Below are 16,419 nucleotides of genomic sequence, written 5' to 3'. Positions count from 1 at the left end.
GTATAATTAGGGTATGCATATCAGGAGTTTTTCTTTCTGGTGCATGGCTTGTTTGGGATTGGCATGCGTGGTGGCATGCTCCGACGATTCCGGGACTGACCCGGTTTCTCCAGATTCGGGTGCCGAAGGCCTTTCTAGCAGCGGTTTCGTCATCGGTGATGATGGCCTGCCGGTTATTGCGAGTTCTTCGTCGATAGGCGGAATTCCGCAGCAGGGTGGCGCAAGTTCCGGTGTGGTTGTCGCGTCTTCTTCCTCAAAAAAAACTGAAGGTTCTCACGATGGCCCTCTACCTGGCGAAGACCAGCAGATGGTCGCTGTCGATACGGCGGTTCCCTTTGTCGGAAACTTCCCGGTGGTCTTTTCGGAGGTGTCCCCCTCGAACGCGAACTTCAAGGACAACGACGGCAACGATCCCGGCTGGCTCGAACTCTACAATACGAGTGACGCTCCGGTGAGCCTCAAGGGTATTGCCCTGAGTAACGACATCAAGTTCCCGCGTCGCTGGGTGTTCGGCGATGCGACGATACCCGCGAAGGGCCACATGGTGGTGTTCCTTTCGGGCAAGAACTATGCGGACTATATCCCGCCTTCTGATTCCGTGAACATGATGGGTACGGATTGCAGTTCCGAATCCTCTACGGGCGGGTTCGGCGCGTTCCCCGGCATGGGCGACTTTGGCGGCGGCATGGGCGGTGGCATCGGTGGCGGTGCTGGCGTAGGTGGTGCCGGAGCCGGTGCTGGTGCGGCGACCTCGAATGCAGAAAACTTGCCGGGCAAGTCTTCCCTGTGTTACAGCGAGGGTGGTGCAAGTGAACTTGGCGCAGTCGTGAAGGTTTCCCCGAACAAGGGCTCCTATACGCGCGTGGTGATGAAGTCCTGCGCGAAGCCCGGCAATGCCGACCAGCTCGTGGTCCGAGGGTTCATTACCAAGAACCACAAGATCCGATTGAACTTCAAGGAGGGCGATGCCCTCAGTGCGTGGACCGGCAAGAACCTTCGCGGCACGGGCGATTCCTCGGCGGTGTATTACGTAAGGCTTGCGGACAATGCGGGCGACATCAAGCGCAATAACGTGACTGCCACGACGTTTGCTACCGAGACGGAAGGTAGCGAATCTACGACGCTCAAGATTACGTCTTACATCGCGCGTAAGCGCGGGCACGAACCGCACACGACGTTCAAGGCAGAGGACCAGGGTGGTGTGCTGTACCTGGTGAGCGAAACGGGCGTGCTGGATTCCGTGCGCTATTCCGCCGTGCCGACAGGTGCGTCGTGGTCGCGCGACAATGCGGGTAAGTGGGGCTTTGCGGCTCCGTCCCCGTACGGTAACGCGGTGGGCGAGGTGTTTGCCGCTCAGGCCGAATCTGGCGAGGTGAACATTCCTCCTTCCGGATTCTATTCCTCGGCGATTTCCGTGACGTTTGCGGCGGGCACGCGCTGCGAGCAGGGCGGTGCCGAAGCTACTGCGAATTCCCCCGTGGTGCAGTCCCTGAATGTTTCTGGCACGACGGTGCTGCGTTGCCGTACCTACGTCGACGGCAGCTACCCGAGCGAAGAGATTGTCCGCACGTATGTTTTTGGGCAGATGCCGTCCATTGCCACGATGTTCGTGACGACTGACCCGCTTTCGATGTTCAGCGCGGATTCGGGCTTGTATGTGAAGGGCAACGGAGCGAGCGGCATGGACCCGCAATACGGCGCGAATTTCTGGAGCAACCGCGAACTCCCCGTGTATGTGGAACTCTTTGAACCCGGCTCGCCGAAGGCACCCGCGTTCGGCGTGATGGGCGACTACAAGATTTCGGGCCAGTACAGCCGCGCGAAGGAGAAAAAGTCCTTCTCCGTGACGCTCCGCGAGGAGTATGGAAGCAAGCGTCTCAAGTACCCGCTGTTCCCGGATAATCCGGAACTCAAAAAATTCAAGGCATTCTCGCTCAGGAATTTTGGCAACAACAGCGGCGACGACTATGTGCGTGACCGCCTGGGAACCTCGATGACGGAAGGGCTCGGCGTAGATTACCAGCGTGGGCGCTACGTGGTGGTGTACTATAACGGCAAGTACTACGGCTTGCACGACCTGCGTGAACGCAACAACGAATACTATTACGAAACCAAGTACGGGCTCGACCCGAACGACATTGACCTCGTTGACGCCAGTAACGAGGCGGGTGCGGGCTCGGCGACGGATTACAAGAATATGCTGAGCTGGCTACAGAGCAACGAACTTTCAAGCGATGCGAACTACAACAAAATTGCCGAGCAGGTCGACGTGGAAAACTACATGAACTACATGCAGGCGGAAATGTTCCTGAATAATGGAGACTGGCCGCACAATAACCTGAAAAAATGGCGCGTGGCAAGCCAGAAGACAAAATGGAAATGGTTCCTGTACGATGTGGACTTCGGTTTTGGTGTAGGCTACAATACGCAGAACGGTAACGTGTTCAACTACGTGACTAACCCGAACGGCACCAACGGAATGGGTGGCATGATGATGCCGGGCATGGGTCAGCAGGGTGGCCAGCAGAGCGGCTCGATTTCGGACCATACGATTCTCATGATTCGCTTGCTCGGAAACGAGAACTTCAAGAAGGCCTTCATCAACCGTTTCTGCGTGCTTCTGTCTATGAACTTTGCTGCCGACAGGCTCCTGGCGCAAATCGATGAATTGCAGTCGCAGGTCCAGGCCGAAATTTCGGGCGACGCCTCGTTCTGGAATTACGATGCTTCGTCAATGTCTAGCAATCTGGAGAAGATAAAGAGTTTCGCTCAGAGCCGCCAGCAGACGATTATGAGCGAGATGAAGCAGTACTTTAGCCTAGGCGAAACTGCACAAACAACGTTGTCTGTGCAAGGTTCTGGCCAAATTCTGGTACACAACCTGCCGCTCGATAAGGCTAGCATGACGGTGAACTTCTTCAGGGATGTTCCCGTGACAGTGACGGCGGTCCCGAAATCGGGTGCAGTGTTTGCCGGCTGGAGCGACGGCAATACGAATGCGACACGCACGTTCAATCCGGGCGAGGTCACCACCCTTACGGCAAGTTTCAAGTAAAGACTCCAAACCAACCCCAAGACGGTTGCCCGCAAGGGGAACCGTTTTTTTTAGGGAGTAATAGTCGTGCGAGCCCCTCCCTTGTCTTATGCACACCGAAGGTGTGCGCACGTTCGTATTCACCCATTGAATTTTTTAACAAGAAGTTAGGGCGAATTCGACGTGTTGGGAGGGTCTTAGGGAGTAACAGTCGTGCGAGCCCCTCCCTTGTCTTTTCTAAATAACTTTTTCGGGCCAGGGGTGCTTCGGGTAACGCCCGCGCAGTTCCTTGCGCACTTCGGCGTAGGTGTTCTGCCAGAATCCGGTCAGGTCCCACGTCTTCTGGATGGTACGGAAGTTCGGTGCCAGGATGTCGTAGCGCACTTTCAGTTTGCCGTCTGCAATTTTGTGCTCGCCGCGCAACTGCATGAAGTCCTCGATGCGGGCGGAAATTTCGACCAGGACGCCCTCGGCACTTTCTACCGCCTGCCCGCCGAGCATCTCGTCGGTGGCAACCTCCTGGTAACTGTAACGCGCCCGCTTGCCGTTCGGGAGTATGAAATGGTCGGGGAATGTCTTCCCGAGCCAGGCGAGCATCGACTTGCCGAAGTAATCTTCGACGATGTTCCTGTAACGGTCTTCGTTGATGTCGCGGAGCAGGAATTTCCCGTCGGCAAACTCGTCGAAGATGATTTCCATGTCCTCGTCGTTGAATTCCGGCAGCCCGTATTCCGGGTATAGCTTTGCGGCGAGCCGCATCTTGGTAAGGAGTGTTTGCACGGATTCGGTGAGGTAGCGCCCGCTCCAGTTTTCCTTCTCGATTTTTTCCTTCCAGGCGGCGACGGTAAGCTTCTTGAGTTCTTCGAGAACCTTCGGAGGTGCCTCTTGCGTGAGGATTTCCTTACGCGATAGTTCCGTAGTGCTCCCGTCCGCATTTGCGGCTTCGCTAACTTCGACCCCGATGAAACGCTCCTGCCCGCTGCGCCACAGCAGTTCGTAGCGGGCCTGCGCGCTTTTGCCGGCAAGCATTTCTTGCGCGATAGGGGCAAAGAGGTTCACCTTCAGTTCCGACTTGGTGGTGCCGGTGCGCAGCATGCTGAGCGCGAGAATCGCGTAGGGCGGTTCGCTGACCTGCAAACGGATAACGTTCTGGTTTGCAAGTTTATATGCATTGCCGCTCGGGGTGGCGAGCCTGTCCGGGAATGCCTTGAGGAGTTGCTTGCAGAGAAATGCGCTTTGGATACCCTTGTCTCGCTGGCGCTCGACTGCGGTATGACGATTAGGGTCGTCAGACTGTTGCGAAGTCGCCCCCTCGTCACCCCGAAGCCGCGAAGCGGCAAGTGTGTCCCGGTATTCCCGCAACTGCCGGAGTGTAAAGCTCACTTCCCGCGGGGCGGTGACGGTCTTTGATAGCGTGTCGGCGGCGAGCGTCAATACATCCTGCGGGTACTTCGTTTTTTGCAGGTACTCCGTGCCGGAGTGAATCCACGCGAGCGCTGCGAGAAGCAGGTCGGGGAGGTCCTGCGGGCCGTTTGCCGTAGCGAGAAGCAGCGCGAGTGGGATGCTAGAAACCGGAGTGCGTATGGCCTTGAGGCCAAGTTCCGTAATGGCGCCGCCATTGAGCATTCCGAATCCCTCAAGTAATTTGGTGGCGGCCTGCTCGCGTTCTTCCGGAATCGCCGTGGGCAGTTTAATCCTGTGTTCTGGCTTGTCACCCTGGAGGGAGTCCGCAGGACGACCGATAGGGTCCATGGATTCAAGTGCCGCCTTCTGCAGCAACAGTTCCGAGGGCTCGATCTGCGTGACTTCGGGAATGATTCCGCGCGGCATGCGCTTTTCGCTTTCTTCGCTCCAGAGGCGAATGGCGCAGCCGTTCTGCGTACGGCCGCTGCGGCCGCTACGCTGGATTGCGTTCTGCATCGAGATGGGGAGCGTGCGGAGAACGCTCACCTTTTCGCTGTCGTCGTAGATGCTTACGCGCTCGATGCCGCTATCCACTACGCCTGTAACGTTCGGGACGGTAATGGATGTCTCGGCAATGTTCGTCGTGAATATGACACGCGGGCGTTCCGTGACCTCGAAAATGCGGTCCTGCGTTTCGCGGTCCTGCCCGCCGTACAGTTCCAGGAATTCGGCGCAGTTTTGCCCGAGCGCTTCGGCGGCGGCGCTGTGGCAGCGGGTGATCTCGGCCTTGCCCGGTAAAAATACCAGCGTGGTCTGCCAGATGTTGTTGCGGTAGAGCGTCTTTAGCGCCCGCACCACTTCGGCGTCAAGGCCCACGCCCGAGACGAGCGAGTTCCCTGTGGCGGGAGTCTGGTTGATAATCTGTACGGGGTATAGCGGGTGGCCGAGCGTTAGGCACTTGACGCCGAGAACCGCTTCGAGTTCGGAGCGGTTCAGCGCCGCCGACATCACCGCAATACGAGGCCGTTCGGTATTCCTAAAATACGCGAACAGCAAATCCATGTCGGCCTTGCGCTCGTGGTATTCGTCGAACACAATCCATTCCGCATTGCACTTGCCGTGTAAAAGTTCCTGCAGAAAGTTTCCGTACGTCTGGAAAAGGATTCGCGTGCCTGCGCTCTTGCAACTGTCCTGCCGGAACTGGTAACCGATGGTCTTGCCACAGGGCTCGTTGTGCAACTTTGCGGAGAACTGCGCAAGCGAAAGTGCCGCAATCCTGCGCGGTTGCAGAACCACTACGCGTCCCTTGCAGTGCTTGCTTAAAAAGTAGGGGATAAACAGCGACTTGCCCGATCCGGTGGGCGCCTCTATCAACAAGTTGCGCGACTCCGCAAGAGCCGCTTCAAGCTTGCCTTCTTCTTCGGCTAATGCTAAATCGTAATACGTCATGAGGCGGGGCTTTTGCTAGACGAGAGAGTGAAAGAAAATCTTTCGTCTTTCGTCTACCAGCGCAGCGGTCTCTTGTCTAATTACGACCTCGGGTACTTCAGCTTTTCGCCGGTGGCCACGTCCATGTAGGGCGGCTTGCCTTCGCGGAACTTCTGGTTGATGACCAGGTTCTCGATACGGCGGCGCAGGCCCTGTTCCGTCTTGCAGAAGAAGTACACGACCTTGTTGGTGCCCGGCACGAGGAACATGGCGAGCTTGTACTTCTGCTTCACCGCACGGCGGAAGAACATCATGTCTTCCTTCTTGGGCATCACGAGGTTGCTGCCTTCCTTCGTTTCGCAAATCATGTCGGCATCGGCGAGGAGGGCCTTGGACTTCTGCTTGAGAGCGGCAAAGTTCGGGTCGGTGTTGCGCTTGATGGTTTCAAGGTTGAACGCGCCACCGCCTTCCTTGAGTGCCTTGCGGAGCCCGCGGAACGCGAATACGGCGAGGACGACAACGGTAACGGCGATGAGCCACGGCCAGTAGTTGGCAAGAAAATCTAGCATAGGGAACCTCAACAGTCTATTTTTCGCCTGCAAATATAAAAAATTTCGCAGGAGCCCTTGTGCACTGGCAGCCCGTACCTGTCCGGTGGGTACCGAGTTTTTTCTATTTTATAGGTGGTGACAAATTATGTAAAGACATCGGCCCTCGCGCTTCTGCTGGCTTCGCTTGGCCTTGCCGCCCAGGGAACCTGTACCGACGGTACCGTTGTCCAGTCTATCCGGCTGGATGGCCTCAAGCACACGAACCCCCGCGTGGTGGAGCGCGAACTCGTGAACCGCGTGGGGGAGCCGTTCTCTGCCGAAAAGTTCGAGGCTGAAAAGCTCCGCCTGCAGGACCTCGACCTGTTCACCGAGATTTCCGTTTCTTGCGAAAAGGCCGGTGAGCCTGCCGAACCGGGTCTTGTAAAACTCACATATTCCTTCAAGGAAATCTTCCGCTGGATTCCGGCACCCGCGGGCAAGAAGACCGACCGTGACGGTCTGATGCTCGGAGCCGCGCTTGCGAACATCAATGTGGCGGGCGAAGATATTCGGCTTGAGGTGCAGTACCGCACGACGGTGGACCCGTTCTTCGACAAGAACGAGGCCGCCTTCTATGCGAGTTCCCCCTACCTGTTCGGGCTTCCGCTCGGGTGGAACTTCGAGTTTCTCTTGACCGACAGCTACGACAACATCCGCGATTTCCAGGAAAAAAGCATCTTGCTCGACCTGGATTTGGAATACAAGTTCTTGCCGCACCTGTCGCTGCTGGGGACTGCCGCCTACCGTCGGTTGAGGGACTTTGCGAATCTTCCTGAATTGGGGCTTGGCTTTGCTTTCGATTATCGTGACAGCAAGCTCGACACGCGCGATGGCGTGTATTTCGAATATATGCTTACGCACGTGGGCGCGGGTGAAGAATATGTTGCGTGCGGCGCCAATATCGAATCCGACGAACCGGTCGAAACGGAATCGCGTTTTTGCAACACGGATAATGGCGAAAATTACTGGGAACTCCTGACCGATGCGCGCGCCTACAAGACCTTCGGGCGCTTTGTAACAGGTGCGACGGCGCTTGTGCGTTACCGCCCGGGAGACGTGAAATTTTACGACTATTACTACCATGGCGGAGCCAATACGTTTCGCGGGCACGAGGCCGATTCGGGCTCTCTCGGGACCCACGAGGCTCTGCTCACGCTCGAGGAACGCTTTGTACTGCTGGAGCGCCGGGCCGCAAGCGTGATGGGTGTGAACTTCTTCTACGGCGTGCAACTTGTGGCGGGCTTCGACGGGAGCCTGCTCTGGGACAAGGGCCGCCCCGGCTGGGATAACTACGAGGGTGCCGTCTATGGCGGAGTGCATCTCGTGATTCCGGCGCTTGACCGCATTCGCTTCGAGGTAGGGTACAGCCCCGACAGGGGTGAACCGGTGTTTTACTTCGGGCTGTTCGACAAGGTGACTTCATCACGTTGGCGTAGTAGGTAATGAGACCGCTCGCTCGTTGTATCGGGCGTTGAAACCGCTAAATTGCAAAAGTGGCGGTGAAATTGCAAAAAATATCTTGATTTCACCGCCAAAAATTACTTTGTATGTAGTAAAAGTGCGGAATTGTTGCGTTGAAATGCTTTCTTTGGCGGTGAAATTGGAGAAAATATGGAGAAATCACCGCCACATCGCTCAGAAATTCTCCTCACTGAACCAAATTACTACACACAACATAACAAAGTGGCGGTGAAAAAACTGAAAAAATCCTGATTTCACCGCCAGATAGCCCGAAAGCCGCAGTTCGTCCGCATTAATTTGACCAAAAATCACGCGTAGCTCGCAAAAAAAGAAACGACCCGCAGTGCGGGCCGTTTAATACAAAGTTTTTTAGACCAGATTACTTTTTCTTGCCTTTAGACTTTGCGGTCTTCTTATTACCCTTCGGCGGATGAGCCGCAATCTTCTTCACGCTCTTTGCAGTCTTCTCTTCGGCTTCGTAAACGGCCTGTGCCTGACGGAGAGCGTCGGTCGGGTCGATTTCGATTGCTTCGGAGGCTTCGTCCACGAGTTCGGCGAATTCGTCGTACCAGTCAGCGAAGATTTCGACTTCGAGGTGGTCGACACCCGGAACCGTGAGGCGTGCGCCGCAGGCTTCGCCGATGCGGTCGAGGAACTTCGCCATCTGCGGCTTGAGGAGCGTGAGGTCGAGACCATCGAGGTCTTCGGGTTCAAAGTAGACGGCGTCGACATCGCTGTCGTCGTCCTTGACCTTCTTCTTGCCCTTCTTGCACTTGCAGTCTTCGCCGCAGCACTCGCATTCCACGTTCTCGTTGCCGTAGAGCGCCATGTACTCGTCATCGTCCATGCCGCTGTCGTAGTAGAACTCATCGTCTTCGAGGTAGAGTTCTTCCACGAAGATTCCCTTTGCGCCGAGCGTCTTGGCCGCGGCAATGAATTCCTTGAGGTCGCCACCGAAGTAGCGGGTAGATTCAGCTTCCTCGTTCAGGGTCTGGACGGGAATGGGGGAGAGTTTCTGCTTCTTGATGTAGTCGCAGATTTCGTCAATAATGGATTTCTTGGCCATAGGATTCTCCTTAGTTAAAATAGACGATAGACGAAAGACGATAGACGAAAGAATTCCATTTTTTTTCAGAGAAATCTTTCGTCTTTAGTCTGTAGCCGCGCAGCGGCGTTCTTTCGCCTAAATATGGTACTTCTTCAGGCTTTCGGCCTTTTCGTTGATGAGCTTCATGATGCGGGCCACGGCTTCGTCACCGCGGGCAGTATCCTTCACGCTCGTCATCGGCTGGAAGAGCGGGCTGTTGAACATGGTTCCCAGAGGAATCGGGTTCTTGCGGCAGAAGGTCGCTTCCACGTAGTCGCGGGCGGCGTCCTGCAGGTCGTCGCACTTCTGGAACTCGCCGGCCTGGAAAGCCTTGTACAGGTCTACGAAAATCTTTGCCGCTTCGGGGATGTTCGCCGTTGCGCTCACGAGGCCCGTGCCGCCCATCTCGAGCATGTCGATGAAGAATCCGTCTTCGCCGCTCAGAACGGCAAAGTCGTTGTTCTTCGTTTCGTTAATCACGCGCTTCGTGTCTTCGTGGAACTTTTCGCCAATGCGGAAATCGACCGCCTGCTTGAGTCCGATGATGTTCTTGTCTTCGGAAAGGGCGATGAGGGTGTCGGGGTGGACGTAGCTTGCGGTACGGCCCGGCACATTGTAGATGATAATCTTCGCGCCCGTTTCGGAGCTGAGCGTCTTGAAGTGCTTCTCGATGCCTTCCTGCGAGGGGTTGTTGTAGTAACCCGTGACGCAGAGGACCGGGACTTCCGCAATCTTCAACACTTCTTCGATCATCTCGACGGATTCGCGGGTGCAGTTGCTGCCGGCACCTGCAATCACGGGCACACGGCCGTCCACGTAGTCCAGCGTGAACTTGATGATGTCGAGGTGCTGCTTGTGGGTGACCGTCGCACTCTGGCCCGTGGTACCCACAGGGAGAATGCCGGAAACGCCGGAAGCGATAAGGTCGTCAATCATATGCTCCATCTTCTTGTAGTCGACGGAGTTGCGGAGACACTTGGGATCGTCGTTCATCAGCGGGGTGAACAACGCGGGGAAAACACCAGTAAGTTGAGAAGCTTTTGTAATCTGCATAGTGCTGTAAATATATAAAAGTAGGCAGTAGGCGGTAGGCAGTAGGCGGTAAATTGTTGTGGTTATTTCAGAAATTTAGTGCTAATGCTCCGCCGTAGGTTTTGTTTATCGGGTCTATAATCGGGGCTATGCGGATGCTTACGGTGGAGGTGGTTGCATGTTTTTTCCTTTGAATATCATATTCCGTATAATTGTTTTTTCGTATCGCGGCCGCAATCTCAAATCCACCATAAACAAGGAACGAAGTGGCTCCAATGCCGCATATTATCATTGTTGTGATGAACCATGGATGTGATGTGGAAATTTTTTGGTCGTTGTTGTTTGAAAATTGCTCTAAGGCGTAAAAAAACATTGCGAATGTGGACGCTCCGGCTAATCCTGTAGAAACCCATGCTGTAATCCAAGTTATGTTAGCCGCTTTCTTGTCAAAATTGTACTTGTCCAGATTGTTCTGGTACAGTTGTTTATAGTAGGCGGCAGAATCGACTTCCTGTTTTACTGGGGGCTCGTTATGGGCAAAACAGAATGTTGAGAGGAAAATCAGGGAAAAGAATACTTTGTATAAAAAATGATTCATGTTCGTAATTTAACAAAATCTGTAATATGATTTTGTGGGGGCGTTGCGGGGGGTGTCCCCGCTCGTGGGGGTAGGTGGCAACGCAGTGCCGCCGAGGGGGAGACTTCCCCCCTTAAATCCCCAAAACACTCGTCCCGCACCTCTTTTTCTATCGTCAATCGTCTATCGTCTATCGTCTTTTTTTCTAAATTTTCCGCGTTAAAACTAAAAAGGAACCGTTATGGAAAACATTACGCAGATTTGGAAGAAGATTCAGTCCCCCGAATTCAACCCGGCTACCGACATGGGCCTGGTCGAACAGGTCAAGCAGGTTGCCCTGACTTCCCAGGAGAGCGCCAAGGTAAGCTTTGGTACCTCTGGCTGGCGTGGCGAAATCGGTTCCGAATTTACGCTCCGCAACCTCCAGGTGGTGGGTGCAGCCATCGTGCGTCTCTATAAGGAAGCTACTCCCGAACTCTTTGCTGCCCTCGGCGTGAAGGACTTTGCCGAACTCCAGAAGCGCGGTGTGGTCGTGGGTCACGACAACCGCCTGCTCGGTCACGAATTCTGCGAGGCTGTTGCAGACCAGTTCGCGAAGGCCGGCGTGAAGGTTTACTACGGTGGCGAAATGCCGACTCCGGAATTCAGCGCCGCAATCGAGATGCTCGGTGCCGCCTGCTCCATCAATATGACCCCGAGCCACAACCCGAGCCACTACAACGGCATCAAGTTCAACCCGGCCGATGGCGGTCCTGCCGGTCCGGAAATCACGAACGTCATTACCAAGCTCAGCAACGAAATGATGGCCACCTGGAAGTTTGAACCGGTAGGCAAGGTTGACTGGGAAATCATCGACTCCCTCAAGATTTACAAGGAATTCCTTGTCAAGCAGGGAACCATCAAGTTCGACCGCATCAAGGAATTCATCAAGAAGGGCCGCCTGACCCTCGTGTGCGACCACGTGCACGGCTCTACCCGCCGCCGCCCGGCCGCGCTGCTCGATAATCCGGAATGCCTCATCACGCTCCGCAACGAGGATGACTCCCTGTTCGGCGGCATCGCCCCGGAACCGTCCAGCAAGAACCTCGAGAAGGTCCGCAAGGTCTTGGACGAAAGCAAGAGCGAATTCCGCCTGGGTGCAATCTTTGACCCGGATGGCGACCGCATCCGCTTCTATGACGGTACGCGCGAAATCGACATGAACCAGTTCGGTGCCATCGCGTTCCACTACATGGCGACCTGGCGCAAGGAACAGGGCTGCGTGGCCAAGTCCGTCGCGACCTCCAACTTCGTGAACATCATCGCCGAAAAGCTCGGCGTGCCCGTGATGGAAACTCCGGTGGGCTTCAAGAACTTCCGCCCGTGGCTCAGCCGGGGTGCGAAGCAGAAGGCACTCGTTGCCTTCGAAGAATCCGACGGTATCTCGGGCCTCAACAACACGCTCGAGAAGGACGCCCAGTTCGGCCTCCTCATCGCTCTTGAAATCATGGCCGTTACCGGCAAGAACCTCAGCGAATACCTCGATGCCCTTTACGAAGAGTACGGCCGCTTCTACCCGACCCGTTCGGGCTTCGAAGTGGACAAGTCCCTCGTGGGTGCCCCGCTCAAGGCCAAGGTCGACGCTATCGCAACGATCGCGAAGCCGGGTGCGAAGGTCATGGTCGGCAAGAACGAAAAGACCGTGAAGCAGCTCCTCACGCTCGACGGCGTGAAGATCATCTTCGAAGACGACTCCTGGATGCTCGTGCGTCCGTCGGGTACCGAACCGAAGGTGCGCATTTACACCGAATGCCGCAACCCGGATGAAAAGGACCCGATGTTCGAGGCTGCCAAGGCTCTGTTCTTCAAGAATTAACTTTTGGATTGGGGAAAAGGATAGGTTCTATGAAAAAGATAATCATGATGCTCGTGCTAGCGCTGGTCATGGCCGGCTATGCACAGGAAGGTTCGATTAAACCGAAGTTCCAGGCGTTCTCCGGAGCGCTCCTGAAACTGAAGGATACCGATAAGCCCGGTACACTCAAGTTCTCCCTGAAGGTGGACGTTGCTCCGTGGGCATTCCAGGCGATTGGCGAAGTCCGTTCCCCGACAGGCGATGCGGAATCCATCCGCGAGGCGCTCTTCGAGGGCGACCTTTATGCGGTGCTTGCCTACATCGACAATTCCCCGGTGGAAGTGAACGGCGAGGAATACCAGGTGGGCCTTTTCGACATCATGCTTTACTATGATGACGAACCTACCACGATTCGCAATCTCAAGTTCAAGCTGTTGCCGCCGGTCGATGACGACTGGTCCAAGTCGGGCCTGAACGATGCGCTCTCTTCGGGTTCGCTCCTCGGTAATATCTGGGGCGGCAAGTACGAGAAGGCCATCACGAAGGCTTCTGCCGACCCGATGGACAAGGGCAAACTCAAGGCTCTGAAGCGCAAGAAGAGCGCGGCATCGGAGGAATCTGAAGTGTCTGTTTCTGACAGCAAGAAGCAGCGCATGAAGAACATGGCTGACGAAGAAGATCAGCCGAAGAAGAAAAAGAAGAAAAAGGCATCTAGAGGCGATGAATGCGACGATCCGAGCTTGACTCCCAAGGAGAAGAAGCGCTGCCTCATGATGAAAAAGAAAAAGTAAGTTTCACAACCTAGTATATTAGAGGTAATCTATGTCCGGTCACTCCAAATGGGCCACCACCAAACGCAAGAAAGCCAAGACTGACGTCGCTCGCGCGAAGGCTTGGAACAAGCTTATCAAGGAAATCTCCATTGCTGCAAAGCTCGGCGGCGGAAACCCTGACGCCAACCCCCGTCTCCGCGCGGCGATCCTCAAGTCCAAGAGCCAGAGCTTGCCGACTAAGAACATTGAGAGCGCCATCGCCAAGGGCACGGGTGCGAACTCCGGTACCGAAATGACGGAACCGCTGTACGAAGGACGCGGCCCGGGTGGCATCGCCATCATGGTGCAGTGCCTGACCGACAACAAGGTCCGTACCGTTGCCGAAATCCGCAACATCTTCAACAAGAACAACGGTTCCATGGGTGAATCCGGCTCCGTGTCCTGGGCATTCACCTACAAGGGCGTGATTGTCGTCGATGCCGAGAAGTACCCCGAAGAACAGGTCATGGACCTCGTGATTGAAGCGGGTGCCGAAGACATGAGCACCGAAGACGGCGTGCACGAAATCTCCACGAGCCCCGAAGCCTTCGACGCTGTTTCCAAGGCTCTCGAAGCCGCGAACATCGAGATGATGAGCGCCGAAATCACCTACGTTGCCAACGACCCGGTGAAGCTCGGTCACGACGATGCCGTGAAGCTCCTGAAGCTCATCGACAAGTTCGAAGACCACGACGATGTCCAGGACGTTTACCACAACGCCGAAATCGACGAAGCCGACATGGACGCTGCTGAGTAATCTCGTGTGTCATTCTGGAGGGCCGAAGGCCCGATAGAATCCATGAAACTTTAAAAGCCGGGTGCTGTATGCATCCGGTTTTTACATTTTGTCCACATTTTTTTTGAATAAATTATTACCGAGCCGAAAAAAAAGAATATTTTTATGGGAAAAGGAGGAAGTATGAATATTCGTAGATTTATTCGTTTGAGCTGTCTGTCCGTTATGGGATTTTTCTGGGCCAGCTGCGGTAGCGACTCGGATTCTTCAACCGGGGCGACGGGAGTCAATCCCGGTATCGAGCCGGAAAGTTCGTCCGATGCACTAGGGACAGTTTCTTCTGATTCCGAACAAACCTCAAGTTCTTCTTCGGAGGAACAGGTGCCGGAATCTTCTTCCGGGCCTGACCTGGCGCAGAGTTCTTCGTCTGACGGGGTGAACTCTTCAAGTGCCGAACAGCTTAAATTGGCGCGGGACCCTTCCATAACCTGTACTAAGTCCTTTTCTTTCGAGGAACAGTGCCCCGGATCTACAGAACCGTACTATTCTTGTATGGATTTGCAGGAGTTCCTGAAAAAGGATACCACGGTTTCGGAAAAGATTTTGAACAAGTGGGAAGAAAAACTGTTTTCGTGCGGCGCCGTTCAGGAGCCGGTGACAGTTTACGGTGTCGTGTCACGTGTCTGCCCCCATTATCAGGTCACGTACCTAAAATGTTCCGATGGCAAGACGTACAAGCCGTATGCGGATGAAGATGGAATCGCCTATATTACAAAAGAGGAATACTACGAGACGCACAGTTCCAGCTCTGTGGCGGAAAGTTCTTCTAGCTCCGTGCCTGAAGACTTGGTCACGAACTGCCCGCAGGACTCCTTTGCCCTGTTTGTAGATATTCTTGCCGATGTGCAGAAGGGACTGTACGAAGAGATAGTGAAGGAACTTGATAAAAACGATACCCTGCCCGAAGCGAAAAGGGCGTTCCTGGATAGCATCATCAATCGAGAAGAGAAGACCCTGAGAGGGAATCTGTACCCCTATCAAAGGGGGCAGTATTATGGTTTGGAATACGTGAGCCTGAAGTACGATTCCGAATGCTGGTTTAACGGATACATCGCGAAGACCAAGACCTGTGCGGACGGAACGCCCGAGATGACCGAACTCTATCGGGAAAAGTACGAAGATATCTTTTGGGAATGTCTAAATCTAATCGAAAAACAACTTGACGAAATAACGGAATAGCAAAGCCGGGTTATTTTGGGGGAGGCTTATCGCCCGAGCGTCTCGCGGTAGCTGTGCACGGCATCCTTGTAGGTGCTTACGGCCTTCGCGATGCGTGCGGCGATATCTTGCTGGCCGGCTTTGCTCATCATGTAGGCCTCGTCCTCGAGGTTGCTGATGAACCCGATTTCGAATAGCACTGCGGGCATCAGCGCTCCCACGAGCACCATGAATCCGGCACCGCCTACGCCGCCGGCCTGGCGCTTGATTTTGCCGCCGTCAAAAGCCTTGAGCATTTCTTCGGTGAACATATAGCTGTTCTGCTTGTACTTTTCGAGGCGCGCTTCCAGCTTGAACCATTCGATGGGGGAGAGTTCCTCTTTCGCGTTCTTTTCGCCGTAGAGGGTCGCCACCTTGTTTTCGCGGCGGGCAATCGCCTTGTCTTCTTCACTTTCGGGGGCGCGCAGTACGTACACGTGGTAGCCCTTGATTTGCTTCTTGCGTTCGGGGGTCGCATCGATGGCGTTGCAGTGCAGGCTAATGAACAGGTCGCCGTCCCACTGGTTTGCAAGGTTCGCGCGTTGCCCGAGCTCGATGAACACGTCCTTGTCGCGGGTCATCTTCACGTTGAATCCCGCCTTCTCGAGATCCTTCTTCAGGAGTTTTCCGACGGCGAGCACGATGTCCTTTTCTTGCGCGTTCTTGCCGAGCGCTCCGGAGTCCTTGCCGCCGTGGCCGGGATCAATCACGATGGTCTTGACTTCGCGGGTGCCCGCGGTCTCGTTCTTCGGCTTGGTTGCGGTAACCGCCTTTTGGTCTGCCTTTGCGGGCGCTGCTGCGGGCTTGGCCTTCGCGGGTTCGGTTTTTGCTGCGGGTTCAGCCTTTGCTGCGGGCTCAGCCTTTGCCGCGGGTTCAGCCTTCGCGGCAGTTGCCTCGCTCTTGGGCGGGAACAGCTTGCTCACGTCTTCTTCTGCAATCCACAGGTGGCCATCTTCGAGAACAGGGCTTGCCGCTAGGTCTATGGTACTGCCGTTCACCGAGGCGTAGGGGATGCCGACAGCAAATTTCGCGGTATCTTTTTGGGTAACGAGAATGAACGATTTCTGGACGGGGAACCAGTGAAACGAGGCGCCAATCTTTTGGGATACGGATTCGGCGTCGACCGCGGTGACATCGGCGAAGGACAGTGCCCAGCCGACCATCAGC

Annotated in this window: 12 protein-coding genes; 6 read left to right on the top strand and 6 right to left on the bottom strand. The window is 55.2% G+C overall.

The annotated features are described in order from the left end of the window. Window positions 1-43 precede the first annotated feature (43 nt). Window positions 44-3,055 carry a CotH kinase family protein gene (locus CRO08_RS12810; protein WP_255252373.1) on the top strand — a complete coding sequence of 1,004 codons (3,012 nt, stop codon included), beginning with the start codon at window positions 44-46 and terminating at the stop codon, window positions 3,053-3,055. 216 nt (window positions 3,056-3,271) lie between these two features. Here the strand turns inward: CRO08_RS12810 and CRO08_RS12805 are convergent, their stop codons facing one another. Beyond that, window positions 3,272-5,887, bottom strand: a complete 2,616-nt coding sequence (locus CRO08_RS12805) for an ATP-dependent helicase C-terminal domain-containing protein (RefSeq protein WP_097036514.1) — start codon at window positions 5,885-5,887, stop codon at window positions 3,272-3,274. An 80-nt stretch (window positions 5,888-5,967) separates the two neighbouring features. Next, window positions 5,968-6,435, bottom strand: a complete 468-nt coding sequence (locus CRO08_RS12800; protein ID WP_073114916.1) for a hypothetical protein — start codon at window positions 6,433-6,435, stop codon at window positions 5,968-5,970. A 117-nt stretch (window positions 6,436-6,552) separates the two neighbouring features. On the opposite strand from CRO08_RS12800, the gene CRO08_RS12795 reads away from it, so the two are divergent. Further along, the gene (locus CRO08_RS12795) at window positions 6,553-7,899 is read left to right on the top strand and encodes a BamA/TamA family outer membrane protein (protein WP_255252372.1); all 1,347 of its coding nucleotides are present in this window, start codon (window positions 6,553-6,555) and stop codon (window positions 7,897-7,899) included. A 397-nt stretch (window positions 7,900-8,296) separates the two neighbouring features. On the opposite strand, the gene CRO08_RS12790 is transcribed toward CRO08_RS12795, so the two are convergent. The 3 genes from CRO08_RS12790 to CRO08_RS12780 all read right to left on the bottom strand — a co-directional run bounded on the left by CRO08_RS12790 (window position 8,297) and on the right by CRO08_RS12780 (window position 10,634). Then, on the bottom strand, window positions 8,297-8,983 hold the full coding sequence (locus CRO08_RS12790; RefSeq protein WP_097036512.1) for a hypothetical protein: 687 nt from the start codon (window positions 8,981-8,983) through the stop codon (window positions 8,297-8,299). Window positions 8,984-9,100: 117 nt separating this feature from the next. Continuing rightward, the gene (gene dapA, locus CRO08_RS12785) at window positions 9,101-10,057 is read right to left on the bottom strand and encodes a 4-hydroxy-tetrahydrodipicolinate synthase (protein WP_097036511.1); all 957 of its coding nucleotides are present in this window, start codon (window positions 10,055-10,057) and stop codon (window positions 9,101-9,103) included. Window positions 10,058-10,124: 67 nt separating this feature from the next. Further along, window positions 10,125-10,634, bottom strand: coding sequence for a hypothetical protein (locus tag CRO08_RS12780; RefSeq protein WP_097036510.1), 510 nt, complete (start codon window positions 10,632-10,634; stop codon window positions 10,125-10,127). Window positions 10,635-10,854: 220 nt separating this feature from the next. Here CRO08_RS12780 and CRO08_RS12775 point away from each other — a divergent pair, with 220 nt between their 5' ends. From CRO08_RS12775 to CRO08_RS12760, 4 genes are all read left to right on the top strand, one after another. Next, window positions 10,855-12,468 carry a phosphomannomutase gene (locus CRO08_RS12775; RefSeq protein ID WP_255252371.1) on the top strand — a complete coding sequence of 538 codons (1,614 nt, stop codon included), beginning with the start codon at window positions 10,855-10,857 and terminating at the stop codon, window positions 12,466-12,468. A gap of 29 nt (window positions 12,469-12,497) precedes the next feature. Beyond that, a complete protein-coding gene (locus tag CRO08_RS12770; protein WP_097036509.1) occupies window positions 12,498-13,238 on the top strand; it encodes a hypothetical protein in 741 nt (246 codons plus the stop codon). Window positions 13,239-13,269: 31 nt separating this feature from the next. Beyond that, window positions 13,270-14,016, top strand: coding sequence for a YebC/PmpR family DNA-binding transcriptional regulator (locus CRO08_RS12765; RefSeq protein WP_097036508.1), 747 nt, complete (start codon window positions 13,270-13,272; stop codon window positions 14,014-14,016). A gap of 186 nt (window positions 14,017-14,202) precedes the next feature. Next, complete coding sequence (locus CRO08_RS12760) at window positions 14,203-15,234, top strand: hypothetical protein (protein ID WP_176495157.1); 1,032 nt, start codon at window positions 14,203-14,205, stop codon at window positions 15,232-15,234. A gap of 26 nt (window positions 15,235-15,260) precedes the next feature. Here the strand turns inward: CRO08_RS12760 and CRO08_RS12755 are convergent, their stop codons facing one another. Next, window positions 15,261-16,415: an N-acetylmuramoyl-L-alanine amidase gene (locus CRO08_RS12755; RefSeq protein ID WP_097036506.1), complete on the bottom strand. Its 1,155-nt coding sequence runs from the start codon at window positions 16,413-16,415 to the stop codon at window positions 15,261-15,263. Between the last annotated feature and the right edge of the window lie 4 nt (window positions 16,416-16,419).

Source organism: Fibrobacter sp. UWT3 (genome assembly GCF_900230125.1).
In the GTDB taxonomy this organism is placed as follows: domain Bacteria; phylum Fibrobacterota; class Fibrobacteria; order Fibrobacterales; family Fibrobacteraceae; genus Fibrobacter.
This window is presented reverse-complemented; position numbering and strand designations above follow the sequence as displayed.